The following is a 19,184-nucleotide window of genomic DNA, read 5'->3' as shown; positions in this document are numbered from 1 at the left end:
AAATGGTCAAGGACTGCCTGCGCGGGCGAGATGATCGCGCAGGCGGCTCCTCTGCACGGTCGAATCGAGAAGCACGCAGACATCGCAAAAGTTGCCGCCCTGCGTACGATAGAACAGGCAACAGCCGCTTCTCAGGCGAAATATTCGCTCCACCGGAACACCATCCCGCTCCGCTTCGATCTGTTCATAATGCAATTCACTGGAGAGCAACGGCGATCCCGGAAGCTTGACGATGGCAAGCGCCGAAGCGATCGCGCCCTCCTCGTCTCCATCAGCGGAGCCGATCTCCAGGAAAGCCCCGGTAATCCCGTCAGCCGCCAACCGCCATTGTGCCGCCGCCGACAGGCCGGTGCGCGCCTGCAGCGCTTCCACCACGGGCATCAGGCTTTTGACGAAGCTGTCGTGGAAATCGTTGGCGCTTGCGCCGGTCAAAAATGAACTGAACCGGAAATGAAAGCGTCTTACGTGCCCTGCAGAAGCTTGAGCGGGAAGATCATAGCTCTCGAAGCGAACCGCAAGATGCTGCGGATCGAGATCGGCAACAAGACCGGTCTTCAGATGGATCGCCCCGGCGGCAATGCTCAGGTGATGGCAATAAAAGGCCATCAGATGGGCGCCCCGCGTGCGCTCGTCCATGCCGGCGGCAAAGCGATTCTGGTAGTCGAGACAGTCCGCAAGCCAGACGCTATCCGCGCGCCAGGCCTCGAATACCGACAGACACCCTTCGCCATCACCAAGCGACGCCGAAACCTGCGGAAAGGTCTCCGCCTGCCAGGCCATCGCTCTTTCGGCATCCAGCGCAGAGGAACTGCCTGTATATCGGGTGTCGTTCAAGGGCAGCCGCCTGATTGTCTCCTACAGCGCCACGCGTCAAATATGACGCGCAAAGGTCGCCGTAACACTTTAAATATACTGCAAATTTTTTCCTTAAATCGATTCCGATTTCACGAATTATGCAGCAGGCTGCCCGTTTACCTCAAAGCCAGCCGCCCGAAAAGCCCGCCCGCTTCAGGCCACGGCGGATGACCGGCGATTCCCGCAGCATGTCCCAGATGAGACCGGTACGGTGATTTTCGATCATCATCACGAGAATGCCCTGGTCGAGCCCGACGGTGCGATTGTTCAGCCAGCCTTCCGCCGTCTTGCCGGGAACGCTTGGATTGAAACTGCCGAGGAAGCGGCCATTTTCCAAAACGCCGGGATAGGCCGACACAATATTCCGTGTTGCCGACATCGCCGCTTTTGGCTCGAACGGCAGGCAGGCGAGCGGTGCCCACGGCGCCACCGTTCCGTCGTCCGGCCCTTGCGGCGCACCACGCGCGGCGTAACCGGAAAAGGCCTGATGGCGACCATCCTGCAGCCGGCGCGGCCGGGGCGGACCATCGCAAGAGGTCAGGCCCCACATATCGGAACCGTATCCGACGAAATCGCCTGGGTTTTCCGATGCGTAATCCCGCTGAACAGCGATCGCCCGGCGCGTGTTTTCGAAATAGTCCATATCCTCGCTGGCGACAGCAGCATCCTGGATACCGCGGAAATCGATCCAGGCATGCGAAAACAAATGGATGAACAGTGGCCCGGCATATAGGAACGGCTTGCCCTTCACGGTCGTCCAGTCGCACTGGCGTAAAAAGGCATCGTAGCTTTCCTTGCCGATCGGATAGGATGGAGATGCCAGCGCCAGCACGTAGAGGATGATCGCTTCGCTGTAGCCTTCCCAGCGGAACGGCAAAAAGCCGGTTCGCGGCTTCCAGCCGAGCCAGAGCGCTTCCTTGCCATCGAGTGCCCAGGCCCAGTTGGCGCGCGCATAAAGCATCGCTGCCAGTGACCGGATTTCGGCCTCGACCGGATTTTCCTTTGTGAAATAGGCAGCCCCGGTCAATACGCCAGCCAAAAGCAGAGCACTGTCGATCAGCGAAAGTTCGCTGCGCCATGTCCGCCGCCCGGTCTCCATGTCGAGGAAATGGTAGTAGAGGCCCTTGTAGCCCGTGGCGTCCTTATCCCGGTTCTGCGGGCTTTCGGCGAAGAAGCGGAACGTCGCGAGCGTGCGCGTCGCCGCATCCTCCCGGCTCATCCATCCCCGCTCGACGCCGATGGGATAGGCGGACAGGCCGAAACCGGTCGCGGCGATACTCGATGGTGAGCCCGGCAGCGAGGTGTCGGCGATCAGACCGTTCTGAGGGTTGACGAACTCAAGGAAATAACTGAACGCCGCCTGCTGGAACCGATCAACAAAAACCGCATCAGTATCATTTTTCAGAAGCATTGCGCCGGTCACTCCGTCAGTCTTTCATTACAAGATAGACATAAGGTGAAAAAAATCACCGTTTATTGAACGTCACGGGAGCCGAACAGGTCTTCCCAACAACGAGTTGTGGTACATTTTGTTTCATACGATCGGCAGCGGTGATTGGATGACACGATGATCACGACACTTGCCATACTCCTTAGCCTTTCCGGCGGCATTGCCGCGACGCCTGCTGCCAGCGACAACCAGGTCGATGTTGCTCTCGTTCTGGCAGTAGATATGTCAGGCTCCATGGATATCGAGGAGGCGCAGGTCCAACGGTTGGGATATGTTGAAGCGCTACGTCATCCAGACTTCATCAATGCAGTCAAGGGCGGCCTCACCGGGCGCATCACGATCAGCTATTTCGAATGGGCCGGCAGCGTCAACGAGACCTCGGTGGTCGACTGGCACCTGATCGAGGACGCCGACGATGCCGGCGTCTTTGCCGATCAGCTGGCCTCGCGCCCGGTCTTCACCCGCCGCGGCACCTCGATTTCCAACGCGATCTTCTTTGGCTCGAAACTTCTGGCCGCCAACCCCTACCAGGGCATGCGGCGCGTGATCGACGTGTCCGGCGACGGACCGAACAATCTCGGGCCACCGGTCGATCCGGCGCGAAACACCGCTGTTGCCGATGGCATCATCATCAACGGCCTCGCCATCCTCATCCGCCCGTCCGGCAGCGCGGTTGCGCTCGATCGCTACTATGCCGACTGTGTCATCGGCGGTCCCGGCTCCTTCGTACTGCCGGTTCACAAGCCGGAAGACTTCTCGGTCGCCATCCGCCAGAAACTGGTGATGGAGGTCAGCCGCCGGCAACAGATGAAGCGGGTCATTCCCGCCCAGGCGACACCGGCGTCGGATTGCATGATCGGCGAAAAGCTGCGTCCCGGCTTCCTCGACCGGGTCTATCCCGAACTGGAAAAATAGCTTTTGGGGCACCCAAGTGTATCGCTGCATCGGAGCCTGCGGCGCGAATCCTTGCCAATGAAACACAGCTGAATCCATATTTTCTAGTTGGCGGCGCTTCCTCAACCTATTCCATTTTATAGGAAAATGTGATTGTATTGAATGAACGTTCAGCAAAATATGGGGAGCTTCATGAACGAAATGACCCGCAACATCAGCATTCCCAATGACTGGGATCGTCGAGGCCTGCCAGGCTGGTGCTATCACAGCGACGCCCTGCTCGAGCTTGAAAAGCAACATGTTTTCCGCGAGCACTGGCAGATTGCCTGTCATGTTTCGGATGTTCCCGAACCCGGCAATTACATCACCATGGACGTCGTCGGCGAGCGCGCGCTGATCCTGCGCGGCCAGGACGGCGAACTGCGCGGTTTTCACAATATCTGCCGCCATCGCGGTTCACGGCTTGTCACCGACGACAGGGGAAGCTGCCGCAATGCGCTGGTCTGTCCGTTTCACGGCTGGGTCTACAATCTCGACGGCACGTTGCGTGGCGCGGCCCGCCCCCGCTCTTTCCCTCCGCTCGACAAGCAGGAGTTCGGCCTCGTGGCGCTCGATCTGGAAGTCTGGATGGGCTTCGTCTTCATCCGCTTCGCACCCGGACCACAGCCGTCTGTCGCGGACCTGATGCAGCCGTTCGCCGCCGAACTCGGTGAATATCGGATCGATGACATGCTGCCTGCCGGACATATCTGGACACAGCCCTCGCCGGTGAACTGGAAGTCCGTGCGCGATGTCGACAATGAAGGCTATCACGTCGCGATGGCGCATCCGGCGCTTCAGGATCTCTACGGCTCGACCTATTACGACGAACCCTTCGTCGACGGCCTCTGCCGGTCGTTCGCGACCTACAATCCGCATGCCGGACGCCGCTGGAGCGTGCGTAATTATGTCAAGATCGCGCCCGAGGCGACGCATCTGCCGGAGCGCCTGCGCAAGGCCTGGATCTATTATGGCATCTTTGCCAATGCGGTGATCGCGGTGACGCCCGAGGCCGTGCAGTTCTACCAGGAGTTTCCGCTTTCGACCGGTGAGACGGTGCTGCGCGGCGGCATATACCGCTATCGCGACGAGACGCGCGAACAACGCGCCGCCCGCTACCTAGCCCACCGGATCGACCGGGATACGCAGGCCGAGGACGTTCAACTAACCATCTGGTCGAACGAATCCATGACGTCAAAGACGTTCAATGGCTTTTACCTGTCCGACCTCGAATATGGCGTTCGCACCCATCACGACCACCTGCGCGCCATCCTGCCGGTGATGAACCTTGCTGAAGCGCCGGACGAACGGGACATGAATGCGCTGAATGATCGTCTGCGCGCCCTCCCCTGACACCACAACACAGAGGACAAAAAGAGAGGGCCGGCAAAACCGGCCCTCAGACTGCTGACAAACCTCTGGCCACAGCCAGGGGTTTGTGATTCAGTGGGACATGTTGAAGAAACCTGCTCCCGAACAGACGGCTCTCGAGATGGTGACGCTCGATGGGCTGGTTCCAAAGGATCATCTGCTTCGCAAGATCGATGCGGTGATCGACTTCTCCTTCATCCATGACCGCGTTGCCGGGCACTACTGCGCCGACAACGGCCGGCCGGCCCTCGATCCGACCTGCATGTTCAAGGCGCTGTTCATCGGCTACCTGTTCGGGATACGCTCGGAGCGGCAGTTGGTGCGCGAGATCGAAGTCAACGTCGCCTATCGGTGGTTCTTGCGGATGAAGCTGACCGACCCGGTCTTTGATGCCTCGACGCTGTCGCAGAACCGCCGCCGTCGCTTCAAGGATACCGACGTGGCGCAGGATATCTTCGATGCGATCGTCGAGCAGGCGATCCGGCACGGCCTGGTCGATGGCACGGTGCTGTACACGGATTCGACGCATCTGAAGGCCAATGCCAACAAGGGCAAGTACGACTTGGAGATGATTGCCAAGTCACGCGCCGACTACTGGACCGATCTCGACCGGGCAATCGAGGCGGAGCGCGCCGCCCATGGCCAGAAGCCGTTGAAGGAAAAAGAGCGCGAGCCTATGGTGAAGGAAACCAAGGTCAGCCGCACCGACTCGGACAGCGGCTATATGGTGCGCGACGGCAAGCCCAAGGGCTTCTTTTACTTGGATCATCGCACGGTGGATGGCCGCCATGCCATCATCACCGACACCCATGTGACACCTGCCAATGTGCATGACAGCATCGTCTACCTCGAACGCCTCGACCGGCAGCGCGCGCGCTTCGACTTCAACGTCGGTGCGGTGGGGCTCGACGCGGGCTATGCCACGTCGGGCATCGCCAAGGGACTGGAGGACAGAGACATCCTCGGAGTGACCGGCTATCGCAACCCGACACCGCCCAAGGCCGGGATGATGCGCAAGTCGAAGTTCGTCTACGAGCCCGAGACGGACGGCTATCGCTGCCCTCAGGGCCAGTTGCTGACCTATGCCACCACCGACCGCACCGGCTACAAGCATTACGGCTCCGACCCCGCCCTCTGCCGTGACTGCCCGCTGCTTGCCTCCTGCACCTCTAACGCCAAAGCAGAGCGCACCATCACCCGCCATGTCTGGCAAGATGCCCGCGAGCGAACAGACGCTCATCGCAAGACGCCTTGGGGCAAGGCGATTTACAAGCGGCGAAAGGAGACGGTCGAGCGCTCCTTTGCCGACGCCAAACAGCTTCACGGCCATCGTTATGCACGCTTCCGCGGCCTGATCAAAGTCAGATGGCAATGCCTTCTCGCCGCCGCCGCGCAGAACATCAAAAAGATCGCAACCGCAATGACCAAGGCTTCAAAGCCCGCCTGGGGATAAGGCCATGGCCCGCTTCGGATAACACTACCCGGCCGCACAAACACTACCTGAGCGCGCACTCCACAAACAAGAAAACCCGCCGAGAAAAATCGACGGGTTTGTCAGCAGTCTGAAGGCCGGCAAAACCGGCCCTTTAAAATTGAGCGCCACGGGGAATGCATGCGGCGCTCAAAGGAAATTCCTGCCTCATCCGCGCCAGAGGCCTTCGCGCACCAGCTCGTCCATCGTCCGGCAGATGCTGGTGCGCAGGATGGCGGTCATCTCGTCGATCTGCGGCGCGGTGATCGTCAGCGGCGGCGACATCACGCACATATGGATGAGCGGCCGCACGAGAAGGCCAAGCTCCTGGCAGTGCCGGTCGATGCGCTTTCCAACCTCTAGATCGAGCGTCAGCGGATTGTTGTGCACCCGATCGGCGACGCATTCGACGCAGCCCATCAGCCCGAGACCACGAACTTCCCCCACCAGCGGCAGGTCTTCCAGCGTCTTCAGGCTCGCCTGGAAATGCGCCGAAATGCTGCGCACATGCTCCAGAAGCCCCTCCTCGAGGATATCGAGGTTCTTCAGTGCCACGGCGCAGCCGATCGGATGGCTGGAATAGGTAAGCCCATGCGCGAACATCGCGTCGGGATGATTGGAACGGCGCAACTCCTCGAACAGGCGTGACGAGATCATCACGCCGCCGAGCGGGAAATAACCGGATGTCACCCCCTTGGCGAAGGTGATCATGTCGGGCTCGATGCCGAACACATCCTTGGAGGCAAAGACATGACCGAGCCGCCCGAAAGCCGTCACCACCTCGTCGGCGATGAACAGGATATCGTTGTCGCGGCAGATCTGACGCATCCGCTTGAGATACCCATCCGGCGGCACGATGACGCCACCGGACGCCATGACGGGTTCGGCGACGAAAGCACCGATGCGCTCCGCCCCCGTCCTTTCGATCACGCCACGAAACTCCTCGACGAGGAAATCGCAGAACGCCGCCTCGCCCATCCCTTCCGGTCGGCGGAACGGATTGGGGCATGTCAGCTTGATCACCTGATCCGACGCGCTGTCCATCCAGTCATGATCGCGCGGGCGGCCGTTGAGCGAGGCCGAGAGGTAGGTGGAGCCGTGATAGCCGCCCTGCCGGGAGAAGATCAGCTTCTTCTCGGGACGCCCCTTCACATTGTTGGCGAACTGCATGAAGCGCAGCGCCGTCTCGACGGCGGAAGAACCGCCCGTCGTGTAGAAGACATGGTTGAGATCGCCGGGCGCATGGCCGGCAAGACGCGCCGACAGGCTCACCGAAGGCTCGTTCATCGTGTACCAGGGCGAATTGTAGGACAGCGCCATGGCCTGTTCGTAGAGCACGTCGGCAAGGTCCTTGCGGCGGTGGCCGGCATTGACGCACCACATGCCCGCCGGGCCGTCGATCAGACGCCGCCCCTCGCTGTCGATGACATAGATACCGTCGCCGCTGACGATGCCGCCGCGCGCCTCGGCGCCGATTTCGCCGGCCGTCGGCCAGGGCTGCACGAGATGATCCCTGGCCAGCGCCGTCATGCCGTCAGGCAATTCATAAGACCCGATCCGGTCGTCACGCTTTGCTGCCATCTTTCCTCTCCACATCAATTTTGGACACATAAAATCAAAACAACACGCTGATAAAAATTATCAATTCTTATTATTTTGAATGTCCGTTCAATCAATATTGGCAGAAAAAACACTTGCGTTCAATCCCGTTTTGCGCTCATTCTGATATCGGGAACAAGAACAGGCGGAAAACCGCCCGGGACGGATGACATGATACGATCCCTGCATTTTCACTGTTGCGGCGGCTCTGCAGCGGTCGGGCCATACTGATGGTGGTCCTGCCCGGCTCCGTCGAAACGGAGGTCATGCACAAGCCCAATCCACGTCGCTGGAGCTCCAGCGACGAGGCGAAGGGACTGACCCTGATCTCGCCGACACTGCTTTATGCGCTTGCTCTGCTCTTCCTGCCGGTGCTGATCGTTATCGCCTACAGTTTCTGGAGCCAGGATTACCTGACCATCGACCGCAGCTTCACGCTGGAGAATTACCGCGTCGCTTTGACAGAGCCGATCTATCGCGACCTGCTCTGGCGATCCCTGACCATCTCGCTCGTCGTCAGCGTCATCACCGTCACGTTTTCCTATCCGGTCGCCTGGTTCATTTCCTTCCATGGCGGCGTGCACAAGAACCTCTGGCTGTTCCTCATCACCGTGCCCTGCTGGACCAGCTATCTGCTGCGCGTCATGTCGTGGAAAGTGATCCTCGGCTATCAGGGCGTGCTCAATACCGGCCTGATTCCCACCGGCCTGATCGACAAGCCGGTGACGACGCTGCTCTACAGTTCCAACGCGGTTATCATCACGCTGGTCCACAGCTGGGCCGCCTTCGCCATCCTGCCAATCTATGTATCGCTGGAAAAGATCGACCGCTCACTGATCGAGGCGGCGCATGACCTCGGCGACAACAAGGTCTGGAGTTTTCTGCGCGTCACCCTGCCCCTGTCGCTGCCCGGCGTCATCTCCGCCTTCCTCATCGTCATGATCCCGACCGTGGGCGATTACGTGACGCCGAAGCTGGTGGGCGGCAAGGATGGCGTGATGATCGCTACCGCCATCCAGGCGCAGTTCGGCAAGGGGGCGAACTGGCCGCTCGGCGCCGCCCTCTCCGTCACCACCATGGTCATCGTCTCGCTGATGGCAGGCTGCGCCGTACTCGCGGTGAAGTTCTTCGTGAGGCGGATCCGATGAGCGGGCGTCATGGAATTCAGAAATCTCGCTGGCTTCCCGCCTATGTGACGGTCTATCTGGCCTTTCTCTATCTGCCGATCCTGCTCTTGCCGATCTTTTCGTTCAACAACGCCGCCTCCACGACCTTCCCGCTCGCCGGCTTCACCACCAAATGGTACGCCTCGCTCTGGGGCAATTCGGCCATGCTCGATGCCGCCCGCAACAGCCTGATCGTCGGAATCACCGTTTCCATTCTCTCGACAGGCCTTGCAATCTGCGCGGCACGGGCGATCACCCGCTATAAGTTCCGGGGCCAACGGCCTGCGACCGGCCTGCTGATGGCGCCGCTGTTCCTGCCGGAAATCATCGTCGCGGTCTCGCTGCTGATGATCGTGCTGCAGATCGGCATCGAACTATCGCTGGCAACCGTCATTCTCGGCCAGACGGTGTTCTGCCTGCCCTATGCGCTGTCGGTGCTGATTTCCGGCTTCGAGGGTTTCGACCGCTCGCTGGAGGAGGCGTCGCTCGATCTCGGCGAAACCGCTTTCGGCACGTTCCGGCGTGTGACACTTCCCGTCGTCGCGCCCGCGATCATTTCCAGTCTGCTGGTCTCCTTCACCATTTCGTTGGACGAATTCATCCTCGCCTTTTTCCTCTCCGGCACTGAGCCGACCCTGCCGGTCTATATCTGGGGACAACTGCGCTTTGCAGCCAAGCTGCCGAGCGTCTTGGCGCTGGGCAGCCTGATGATCGCGCTGTCGGTCATACTGCTCACCACGGCCGAAATCCTGCGCCGCCGCACGGAGCGCCGCATGCAAGCCCAAGGAGCCGTCCATGGCTGATAAACCCATGATCGAAATCGATGCGGTCAGCCGCTATTACGGGATCTACAAGGCGCTCGACGACGTCAGCCTCGACATCGGTGCGGGCGAATTCTTCTCGCTGCTCGGTCCCTCCGGCTGCGGCAAGACCACACTGTTGCGGTCGATCGCGGGCTTCGATACGCCGACCTCGGGTGATATCCGCATCGACGGCCAATCGGTGATCGGCGTGCCGCCAAACCGGCGGCCAACCAACATGGTGTTCCAGAACTACGCGATCTTCCCGCATCTGAACGTCGAAGAAAACGTTGCCTACGGCCTGAAGCGGCTGAAGCTCGGCGTGGACGAGGAGCGCCAGCGTGTCGGCAATGCGTTGGCACAGGTGCGCCTGTCCGCCCTTGGCAAACGCCAGGCACATGAGCTGTCCGGTGGTCAGCGCCAGCGCGTCGCGCTCGCCCGCGCGCTCGTCATGCGGCCGAAGGTTCTGCTGCTGGACGAGCCGCTTTCAGCGCTGGACAAGAAACTGCGCGAGGAAATGCAGGTCGAACTGCGCTTGCTGCAACAGGCCGTCGGCATCACTTTCGTGCTCGTCACGCATGATCAATACGAAGCGCTGGCCATGTCCGATCGCATCGCCGTGATGTTCGGCGGCAGGATTGCCCAGGTAGCGACGCCGAAGGAAATCTACCAGCATCCGCTGACCCGGCAGGTGGCGGATTTCCTGGGCGGCATGAATTTCATGACGGCGAAGATCACCGGCGACAGCGGCATCAACCTCTCCGTCGAGACCGCCCGCTTCGGCAAGGTCACGGTTACCAAGCCGCGCGGCTTTTCAGCGAGCAACGGTCAGGCGACGATCGGCATCCGGCCGGAACGGCTGCGCGTGCTCTGGGACGATGCCAAGGCCGAATGCGAGGTCGAGGGCCAGGTTGTCGACCGGCACTATTTCGGCGAGATCACCCATCTCATCGTCGATGTGCCCGGCCTTGAAAAGCCGCTCTCGGTTTCAGAAACCAACAATTTCGGCGCCGACGACATCCCCGTCGGCGCACCGATCCGGCTGGCTTACGATCCCGATGCGCTGGTAGCGCTGACGGACTGATCAACGCTCTTGCAAGAAAGCCAAGACGCGGGCTGCCGCTTCGCGCCCTGCGACGATCGCGCCTTCGACATAGGCCGGGAAAGACGATGAAAGTTCCGACGAGGCGAAATGCACCGGCGGCGCGCCAGCCCGGATGAGCGTCTCCGCGTCACAGGCTGACAGATCGGTGATGACATCACTATATCCACCGCCGCTCCAGCGATCGCCGACCCAATCGCGCATCTGGAAATCAACGGGCGTTTCCGCCGCGCTGTCGAATGCCGCAGCCAGCCGTCGAAGCATTTCGGAGCGGATGAAATCCTCCCCCTTTCCGCTCCAATCGACTGCGAGCGGCCCGCCGGCGAACACCACCAGCGCAGACGCATGACCGCTGCTGACATCGCAGGCGAACAGGCCGAGCACATCGCGCCACATCACCATGCCGCTCCATCCGGCATCGCGCCAGAATGGCCGCTCATATTCGACCAGTGCCTTGATCACCGTTCCGCTTCTCCAAGCGCCGAGTGCTTCGGCAAGCGGTGCGGGCAATGCCGGTTCGTGCCCGATGCGCGACGCCATCACCGGCGGCACCGCGACGATGACCTGCCTTGCCTTGAAAACCTCGTCATTGCCGGTCGTCACCGCAACGGACCCGTTCCCACGCACGATGCGCGCAACGGGCATGCCGAGACGCACTCGCGATCCGAGCAAAGCCGCCAACGCCTCTGCGACGGCATGCATCGTGCCATCGACGGAATATTGCAGCTCGTTGCCGTTGCTTGTCGTGCGCCGGTCATTGTCGATGACATACCAGAGCGGAATTTCGCTGATGGAACGGCACCACAGCCCCTCGACCATCGCCTGATATCCTACCTTGGCGCCGGACGGATCGCTCTGGCGGGCAAGCCAGGCTTCCACAGTCAGCCCGGCGATTGACGGATCGCGCGGATCGATCCGGTTGGCGCGCGTCCGGATGCGGCCGGATTCCGCGAAGTTGTAGCGCGCTTCCCCGGCTCCAGCTGGCTGAACCTGGAAGGCACCGTCCATCGGCGTATCGAACACGGGGAAGCCGAGCCGGTGAACCAGCGCCATGACCTCGTGCATCTCGTCGCAAATGAACTGCCCGCCCGTATCGAAGCGGACACCGTCGGCAAACCTGTCCGAGGCCACGCGTCCGCCGACACGGTTGCGCGCTTCCAGCACGAGCACCTCGCTTCCTGCAGACACCAGCGCTTCCGCCGCCGAAAGGCCGGCAAAGCCAGCCCCGACGACAATCACGTCCGCATCAAATCCGCTCAATAGCCCGCCTTGATCTTCTCGAATTCGGCAATCATCTTCTGGTGCAATTCCGTTGGAACCGGCGACTGGAATAGCGTCTTGTCGACGAACTTGTCGACATCGGCATAGCCTTTCTCGGCCAATATCTTGGGATCGACGGAGGCCATCCCCTTGGCATTGGCGTGGCCATAACCCCAGTCATTGACCAGAAAGCCGGTGATGGCGGGATCGCTGACGGAATTGAGGAAATCGTGTTGCTGGTCCAGCGAGCCTTCGCCCCCCTTCAGCCGGACATAGCCGCAAACCCAAGTCGACAGACCTTCCGCCGTATCGCGCTTGACGTCGGCCGGCACGCCATCCTTCTGCAGCGTCGTCACCGTCTCGTTCCAGGCCCAGGCGAGATCGACCTCGCCGCTCGCCATCGCCTGGCTCACCTCGGTATTGTCGGTCCAGTACAGCCGGACATTCTTGTGCACCTCGCGCAGGAAGGCGGATGCTTCGGTGAACTGCGCGTCCGTCATCTTCGTCCAGTCCTTGACGCCAACGGCAAGGCTCGCCAGCGCATAGGCATCATCCACATTGTCGCCGATCGAGACCCGATCCTTGAATTTCGGATCCGCGAAGGCCTTAAGCGACTGGACCTCCTCGGGCTTCACCGTATCGGTGCGATAGGTCAGGACGGTATTGCCCCATTCGAACGGCAGGAACCAGGCCGTGCCGTCATCCGACGTCATCAGCCCTTTCATGTTCCTGATGCCCGGCAGTGTGTCGTTCCACGCCGTCAGCTTCGATGTGTCGAGTGGCTCCAGCATGCCGGCCTCGCGCCACTTGTTGACGCTCTGCGAGCAGGGATGGGCCAGATCCGCATTGAAGCCGGAGCGCAGCTTCTGGAACGCCTCTTCCTCGTCGCCGAAGAAGCTGAAATCAGGTTCAGTTCCGTATTTGGCGGTATAGGCGGGATGGAATGCCGGGTCCTCATAACCCGACCAGTCGAAAACGGTAATATTGTCGGCGGCAAGCACCGGAAGGGCAGCGCCCGACATCAGCGAGGCGATCAGCGCAGCCGCGCCGCAGTTCCGGATCAATCTCATTACCGGCATGCCAGTCTCCTTCCCCGTTTTTTTGGTATTCCCTATTTCGGCCCCTGATGGGTCATATGGCCCGGAAAGACCGAGACCAGATATTCGATCGATGCGGCATGCGCCTTTTCGCGCGTCAGTCCGTCGCCCATCATGAGGCGGAACCAGAGACCTTCCATCATGGCGCCAAGCGACAGAGCGATGGTTTCGGCGTCATAAGCGTAGCCGGCCTCTGCCTTGAGTTCGGCGCAGAGCGAGACGAACGTATCCTGGTACTTGACGTCACGCGCGCCGCACAGCGCCTGGTAGGTTGGCCGCGATTTCGCCTCGCCCCAGAAGGCGCACCAGGCGGCCAGCTTGCGCTTGGTGCAGATCCTGCGATCAAAATCGGCAGCCACCAGCGCCCAGAGCCGTGAGGCAGCACTTTCGCCAGCTTTTTCGAGCGCGGCACTCCAATGGGCACCATACTCGTCCGCCATGAACTGCAGCGTGGCGATCAGCAGATTTTCCTTGCTCTCGAAATGGAAGTTGACGATGCCGCGCGACAGGCCGGCGCCATCGGCGACATCGGCAAGGGTCGTTTCGGCATAACCGCGCTTGGCGAGCGAATCGATGGTCGCCTCGATCAGTTGCTGGCGGCGTGTTTCCTTCGAAGCCTTGCGGCCGCGCCCACCTTTTTCGCTGGCCTCGGCCGCCGCAGATACTGCCTTCATTCTCACCGCAACCTTCTTGCCCTTGAGGCGGAGAACAACGGTCATGCTGCGCTCCCGCCCGGTTTTTGACCGCGCAGATGAGTGGGACAATGCTCCCCGGTGTCAAGCACCTTCTGCATGGCGGACCAGGTGCGAATGTTCTTGTCGACATAGGCCTCGCCAACCTCAGCGACAGCCGCCGCACGCAGCGGACCCTGCAAGCGATGAAGCTCGCCGCGCGCCACCTCGCGATACCAGCCATTGCGGCTTGTCGCGGTCGCGCTCTGAAAACCCGCCGCTTCCATCACCGACAGATATCGCGCCGACGATGCCATTCCGAAGCTCAGCCCCTCGGCATCCAGATAGTCGCGCATCTCAGTCGATGGCTCCCCGTCATGCCCAATCAACCAGTCGGACGCGGCAAACACGCCGCCCGGCTTCAGCACCCGGAAAATATCGCGAAAGATCGCCTCCTTGCCGGCCACATGCACCAGCGCGTCCTTGGAAAACACGATGTCGAAACTACCATCCGCAAAGGGCAATTCGCCGGGCGCAGCCTGCACGAACGATACCCGATCAGAAAGCCCGGCCGCATCGGCCGCGCGCCGCGCCGCCTCGATCACCGGCAGCTCGACATCGAACCCGACAATCTCGGCCGGATGGTGCGTGCGGGCGATATGCAGCGTGATCCCGCCTGCCCCGCAGCCAAGGTCGAGAACCCGCTTTCCGGACAGATCGAGCCCCGCCAGCACGCGATCGACCTCTTCCGGACCGCCCGGCGAGAGGTATCCCTCACCCCAAAGCACGGCGAGGAAGCGGATCGCCGCGTCGTCATATTCCGGGTCCTGCGTCGGCGTCTCGATCATGCCGGTCTTTCAATCCGCTCTGCCTCTGACACGAAATCCTATCGCATAATCAGAGGATTGCAACATACTTGCTGAATATTCATTCAATATATCTGGACAACTTTCTGCTTTTCATGCCAGATTTTTCACATCGAGGGAGAAGCTCGACATGAAAAAATACGATGTGGTGATGATTGGAGGCGGCCATAACGGTCTTGTCGCGGCCTGCTACCTGCAGCGCGCCGGGCTCGACGTGATCGTGCTCGAAAAAAACGACTGGGTGGGTGGCGCGGCGACCAGCCGCGAGTTGACGCCGGGTTTCCTCTATTCCAACTGTTCCTATGTCTGCTCGCTGTTCCGTCCGGAAATCATGCGCGATCTCGAACTGCCGAAACACGGCCTGCAGGTCATCGCCTATGAGGGCGGCGCGGTCTTCACCCGTGACGGCGACTACATCGCTTCCTACCGCGACCACGACAGCCACCGCCGCGAATTCGCCCGCTATTCGAAGCGCGACGCCGAGGCCTATGACCGCTACGCCCGCGATGTCACCCGCCAATGCCGCTTCATCCAGCCACTCCTGATGCGCACCGCCCCCGACCCCTTCTCGTTCAAGCCGCGGGACATTTCGGAACTGCTTTATCTCGGCAAGAAATTCGGCGAATTTTCACCGCACGACATGGCGCAGACGCTGCGCTTCTGGACCATGTCGATCTCGGACTTTCTCGACGAATATTTCGAGACCGACGTCATCAAGGCCTATCTGGCGCTTTCCGGCATCATCGGCACGGCGCTCGGCCCGATGTCGCCCGGCACGGCTTACGTCCTGCTGCATCACTATATGGGCGAGGTCGACGGTTCGGTTGGCGCCTGGGGTTATGCGCGCGGCGGCATGGGCGCGGTCACACAGGCGCTTGCCTCCTCTTTCAAGGCCTCCGGCGGCGCGATCCGCACCGGTGCCGATGTTGCGCGGGTGATGACCCGCAGCGGCCGCGCGACCGGTGTGGTGCTGGCCGACGGAGAGGAAGTGCGCGGCAACCTCGTCGTCTCCAATGCCGACGTCAAACGCACCTTCCTCAAGCTCGTCGAAGAGGACGCCCTGCCCGAAACCTTCGTGCACCGGGTCAAGCACTTCAAGATGCGCGGCTCGTCCGGCAAGCTCAACATCGCGCTCGACAGCCTGCCGGAGTTTCCGGCCCTGCCGCAGGGCTCCTCCTGCATCCGAGGCGACCTGCATTTCACCGATTCGATGGAACGCATGGAGCGCGCCTATGACGACTGGAAGGGCGGTCACTATTCCGCCGACCCGTTCGTTGACATGGTCATCCCGACCACGCTCGACCCGACCATGGCGCCGCCGGGCCAGCATTTCATGAGCTGCTTCGTGCAATATTGTCCGCCGCAGCTCGCCGGCCGCGACTGGACCGATGCCGACCGCGACGCGTTTGCCGACACCGTCATCAACCAGATCGCCGATTATTCGCCCGGCTTCCGCGACCGCATCCTGCATATGGAAGTCCGCACACCGCGCGAGATCGAGGCGGAGGTCGGCCTGACGGAAGGCAATATCTTCCAGGGCGAACTGACCTTCGACCAGCTTCTCTTCAACCGCCCGGTTCCCGGCTATGCACAGTACCGCACACCGGTGTCCAGCCTCTATCTCTGCGGCTCCTCCACCCATCCCGGCGGCGGCGTCATGGGCGCGCCGGGCCGCAATGCCGCCGCCGAGATCCTGCGCGACCTCAAGATGAAACCCGCTGAAATGAGCCCGGCCCATGACGTCATCTGATCCCGCCCGCAACGCTGCAGGCGCCTTCGACGCCATCGTCATCGGCGGCGGCCATAATGGACTAACGGCGGCCACGGTCCTTGCCCAGAACGGTCGTAGGGTGCTCGTGGTGGAAGCAGCCGAAAGCACCGGCGGTACTATCCGCGGCTACGAATTCCACCCCGGCTACCGTGCTGCCGGTCTCGCCCACATCATCAATCGCCTCGATCCGGAGGTCGCGGCACTTCTCAAGCTGGAGACAAGGACGAGCGAAGTCCTGCCGACCGTCGCGCTTTCCCCAGATGGCAATCACGCCATCCTGCGCGGCGCCTATGGCGAAACCATCGACGGCGTCAGCCCTACCGAAGCGAAGGCCTTTGTGGCCATGCGCAAGAAACTGATGTTCCAAGCCGGCATCCTCAAGCGCTTCCTCAAGCGCCGCCCGCCGGAAATCGGCAAGATCGGGATGCACGATCTCGGCACATTCGCCGGCGCTGGCTTGAGCCTCATTACCAAGGGCCGCGAGGAAGGCCGCGATTTCCTGCGCATGCTGCTGATGAACGTCGCCGATGTCGCCGATGAATATCTGACCGACGACCGGCTGAAAGGCCTCATCGCCTTCGACGCCACACTCGGTATCCACCTCGGCCCGCGTTCGCCGACCTCTCTGCTCGGGCTGTATTACCGCCTGACCGGCGAGACCCGCGATGGGACAGCGATACAATATGTTCCGACAGGGGGCATGAACACGCTGGCTCCAGCCTTCGAAAAAGCGGCGAAAAGTGCTGGCGTGACGATCCGCACCGAAGCATTGGTCAGCCGCATCCTCGCCGATCGTGGCGCGGCCAGCGGTGTCGTTCTCGCAAACGGCGAACAGATCAACGCACCCGTCATCGTCTCAGCGGTACACCCGAAGGCAACGTTCCTCGATTTCTGCGATATGGCCGAACTCGGCACCGGTTTCGTTCGCGCCGTCGGCAATATCCGCTCGAAGGGCAATGTCGCCAAGATCGATCTCGCGCTTGATCGTCTGCCCTCCTTCACCGGTGTGACGCCCGACGATCATCACGGCCGGCTGGTCATCGCCCGCTCCATCACCCATGTCGAGGATGCCTTCAATCCGGCAAAATATGGCGAATTCTCAACCGATCCCGTGATGGAAATCACCATCCCCAGCCTTGCCGATCCGACACTGGCGCCATCCAACGGTGTGACTCTGTCGGCACTGGTCGAGTTCGCGCCCTACGACCTCAAGGGCGGCTGGGACAAAGGCAAGTCGGTCTTCGAGAAGATCATCCTCGAAATGCTGGAACGCTACGCGCCCGGCCTTTCCCAAAGCATCGTCGCCAGCAGCCTGATGACGCCGGCCGATATGGAAACCCAGTACAATCTGCCGGGCGGCCACTGGCATCATGGCGAACTGCAGGCCGACCAGCTTCTGGTCAACCGCCCGGTCAATGCCGCCGCCGGTTACGCGACGCCCCTGTCGGGCCTTTACCTCGCCAGCGCCGGCTCGCATCCGGGCGGCGGCATATCCGGCCTTCCGGGGTTGCTGGCTGCCAGGCACATCCTTTCGGAGACAAGATCATGATGCCGCACCTCGCTACCCGTCTCGCTGGTCAGAAACACATCGCCACGCCGCGCCTCGAAACGCCGTTCCATCCGCGCATCGCAGCCCTCAGCGAGACAAACGACTGGTACACCTGGGCCGGCTACAAGGCACCCCATTCGGTGTTCGACGAGGAACTGGAATATTTCGCCATCCGCTCGATGGCGGCCCTGTTCGACATTTCGCCGATGGTAAAATACCGCATCGCCGGCCCGGATGCAGAACGTTACCTCAACCGGCTGACAGTCCGCGACGTGACGAAGCTCGATGCCGGCCGCGTCCACTACACCGCCTGGTGCGACGATCATGGCCATGTGCTCGACGACGGCACGCTGTTCCGGCTGTCCACTGATACGTTCCGCCTCTGTTGCCAGGAGCGACACCTGCCCTGGCTCCTCGATAGCGCCATTGGGTTCGATGTCGAAATCAGGGAGGAAACCACCGAAATCGCCGGACTTGCCCTTCAGGGGCCGACCTCATTCGCCATCCTTTGCAAGGCGGGCTTTGAGGGCATCGAACGGCTTAAGCCGTTCCAGCTTGCCACCTTTACCCATGACGGCGGCACGGTCACTATTTCCCGCACCGGCTTCACCGGCGACCTCGGCTACGAACTCTTCGTCCCCGCCACGCAGGCGCTCAGCCTCTGGGACCGGCTCTGGGCAGCGGGACAACTTCACGGCACCCGGGCCATCGGTTATGCGGCGCTCAACCGCGCTCGTATCGAGGCCGGCTTCATCGTTTCCAATGCCGATTTCATGACCGCGGAAACCACGCTTCGCGCCGACCGCGCCCGGATGCCCGACGAGATCGGGCTGGACTGGCTAGTCGATGCCGGTAAAGTCAATTTCAACGGACGTAAAGCGATACTTGAAGCGCGGCGGAATCAAACTCTGAAGCATGTTCTCGTCGGCCTTGAAATCGAAGGAAATATTCCCGCCGACGGCGCCATCGTCTATCACCGGAAAAAGCAGGAAGCCGGCCTCGTCAGCGCCGCCATCTGGTCTCCACTCGCAAAGCGCAACATCGCCATCGCCAGCCTGACACGGCCCTATGGCACGCGCCTGACGGAGGATCTCTGGGTGGAAATCTACGCGCTGCGCGAACTGCAATACCAGAAGATGATGAAGCGCGCCCGTATCGTGCCGCGCCCTTTCATCAAGCTCGACCGCCGCGCGGTCACCCCGCCCGGTCTGTTCTGACGCCCG

16 protein-coding genes are annotated in these 19,184 nt (G+C 61.3%); 9 read left to right on the top strand and 7 right to left on the bottom strand.

Translation table 11 applies throughout. The features are described from left to right. Positions 1-6 precede the first annotated feature (6 nt). Both ACST81_RS10380 and ACST81_RS10375 read right to left on the bottom strand, forming a co-directional pair. Positions 7-834 carry a ferric iron reductase gene (locus ACST81_RS10380; protein WP_438753043.1) on the bottom strand — a complete coding sequence of 276 codons (828 nt, stop codon included), beginning with the start codon at positions 832-834 and terminating at the stop codon, positions 7-9. Positions 835-976: 142 nt separating this feature from the next. After that, on the bottom strand, positions 977-2,266 hold the full coding sequence (locus ACST81_RS10375; RefSeq protein ID WP_438753041.1) for a glucoamylase family protein: 1,290 nt from the start codon (positions 2,264-2,266) through the stop codon (positions 977-979). A gap of 156 nt (positions 2,267-2,422) precedes the next feature. On the opposite strand from ACST81_RS10375, the gene ACST81_RS10370 reads away from it, so the two are divergent. From ACST81_RS10370 to ACST81_RS10360, 3 genes are all read left to right on the top strand, one after another. Next, positions 2,423-3,220: a DUF1194 domain-containing protein gene (locus tag ACST81_RS10370; protein WP_438753038.1), complete on the top strand. Its 798-nt coding sequence runs from the start codon at positions 2,423-2,425 to the stop codon at positions 3,218-3,220. Positions 3,221-3,391: 171 nt separating this feature from the next. Then, positions 3,392-4,591 carry an aromatic ring-hydroxylating oxygenase subunit alpha gene (locus tag ACST81_RS10365; protein WP_438753035.1) on the top strand — a complete coding sequence of 400 codons (1,200 nt, stop codon included), beginning with the start codon at positions 3,392-3,394 and terminating at the stop codon, positions 4,589-4,591. A gap of 100 nt (positions 4,592-4,691) precedes the next feature. Beyond that, positions 4,692-6,062 carry an IS1182 family transposase gene (locus ACST81_RS10360; RefSeq protein WP_438751402.1) on the top strand — a complete coding sequence of 457 codons (1,371 nt, stop codon included), beginning with the start codon at positions 4,692-4,694 and terminating at the stop codon, positions 6,060-6,062. A gap of 186 nt (positions 6,063-6,248) precedes the next feature. Here ACST81_RS10360 and ACST81_RS10355 read toward each other — a convergent pair whose 3' ends face one another. Next, positions 6,249-7,661: an aminotransferase gene (locus ACST81_RS10355; RefSeq protein ID WP_438753034.1), complete on the bottom strand. Its 1,413-nt coding sequence runs from the start codon at positions 7,659-7,661 to the stop codon at positions 6,249-6,251. Between the two features lie 284 nt (positions 7,662-7,945). Here ACST81_RS10355 and ACST81_RS10350 point away from each other — a divergent pair, with 284 nt between their 5' ends. The 3 genes from ACST81_RS10350 to ACST81_RS10340 are packed head-to-tail and all read left to right on the top strand — an operon-like array spanning position 7,946 to position 10,729. Beyond that, positions 7,946-8,827 (top strand): ABC transporter permease, encoded by an 882-nt coding sequence (locus ACST81_RS10350; protein WP_438753487.1) that lies wholly within the window; start codon positions 7,946-7,948, stop codon positions 8,825-8,827. Continuing rightward, entirely contained in the window at positions 8,824-9,648 is an 825-nt protein-coding gene (locus tag ACST81_RS10345; protein ID WP_438753031.1) for an ABC transporter permease, read from the top strand. Before ACST81_RS10350 ends, ACST81_RS10345 begins: the two co-directional genes overlap by 4 nt. Before the next feature lie 7 nt (positions 9,649-9,655). Continuing rightward, on the top strand, positions 9,656-10,729 hold the full coding sequence (locus ACST81_RS10340) for an ABC transporter ATP-binding protein (RefSeq protein WP_438753485.1): 1,074 nt from the start codon (positions 9,656-9,658) through the stop codon (positions 10,727-10,729). Here ACST81_RS10340 and ACST81_RS10335 read toward each other — a convergent pair whose 3' ends face one another. From ACST81_RS10335 to ACST81_RS10320, 4 genes are all read right to left on the bottom strand, one after another. Beyond that, positions 10,730-12,007: a flavin monoamine oxidase family protein gene (locus tag ACST81_RS10335; RefSeq protein WP_438753028.1), complete on the bottom strand. Its 1,278-nt coding sequence runs from the start codon at positions 12,005-12,007 to the stop codon at positions 10,730-10,732. It lies immediately after the preceding gene. After that, the gene (locus ACST81_RS10330) at positions 12,004-13,029 is read right to left on the bottom strand and encodes an extracellular solute-binding protein (RefSeq protein ID WP_438753483.1); all 1,026 of its coding nucleotides are present in this window, start codon (positions 13,027-13,029) and stop codon (positions 12,004-12,006) included. Before ACST81_RS10330 ends, ACST81_RS10335 begins: the two co-directional genes overlap by 4 nt. 89 nt (positions 13,030-13,118) lie before the next feature. After that, positions 13,119-13,778, bottom strand: coding sequence for a transcriptional regulator BetI (betI, locus tag ACST81_RS10325; RefSeq protein WP_438753481.1), 660 nt, complete (start codon positions 13,776-13,778; stop codon positions 13,119-13,121). Positions 13,779-13,819: 41 nt separating this feature from the next. Continuing rightward, complete coding sequence (locus ACST81_RS10320) at positions 13,820-14,623, bottom strand: class I SAM-dependent methyltransferase (RefSeq protein WP_438753025.1); 804 nt, start codon at positions 14,621-14,623, stop codon at positions 13,820-13,822. A 148-nt stretch (positions 14,624-14,771) separates the two neighbouring features. Between ACST81_RS10320 and ACST81_RS10315 the strand changes: the two genes are divergently transcribed. The 3 genes from ACST81_RS10315 to ACST81_RS10305 are packed head-to-tail and all read left to right on the top strand — an operon-like array spanning position 14,772 to position 19,178. Further along, positions 14,772-16,391, top strand: coding sequence for a phytoene desaturase family protein (locus ACST81_RS10315; protein WP_438753022.1), 1,620 nt, complete (start codon positions 14,772-14,774; stop codon positions 16,389-16,391). Continuing rightward, complete coding sequence (locus ACST81_RS10310) at positions 16,378-17,961, top strand: phytoene desaturase family protein (protein WP_438753020.1); 1,584 nt, start codon at positions 16,378-16,380, stop codon at positions 17,959-17,961. Before ACST81_RS10315 ends, ACST81_RS10310 begins: the two co-directional genes overlap by 14 nt. Beyond that, complete coding sequence (locus ACST81_RS10305; protein WP_438753018.1) at positions 17,958-19,178, top strand: aminomethyltransferase family protein; 1,221 nt, start codon at positions 17,958-17,960, stop codon at positions 19,176-19,178. Before ACST81_RS10310 ends, ACST81_RS10305 begins: the two co-directional genes overlap by 4 nt. Positions 19,179-19,184: the final 6 nt, after the last annotated feature.

The organism is Pararhizobium sp. O133, assembly GCF_051669845.1.
GTDB lineage: Bacteria > Pseudomonadota > Alphaproteobacteria > Rhizobiales > Rhizobiaceae > Pararhizobium.
Note: the sequence above shows the minus strand (reverse complement) of the source record. Positions and strands in the feature narration are given on the sequence as shown.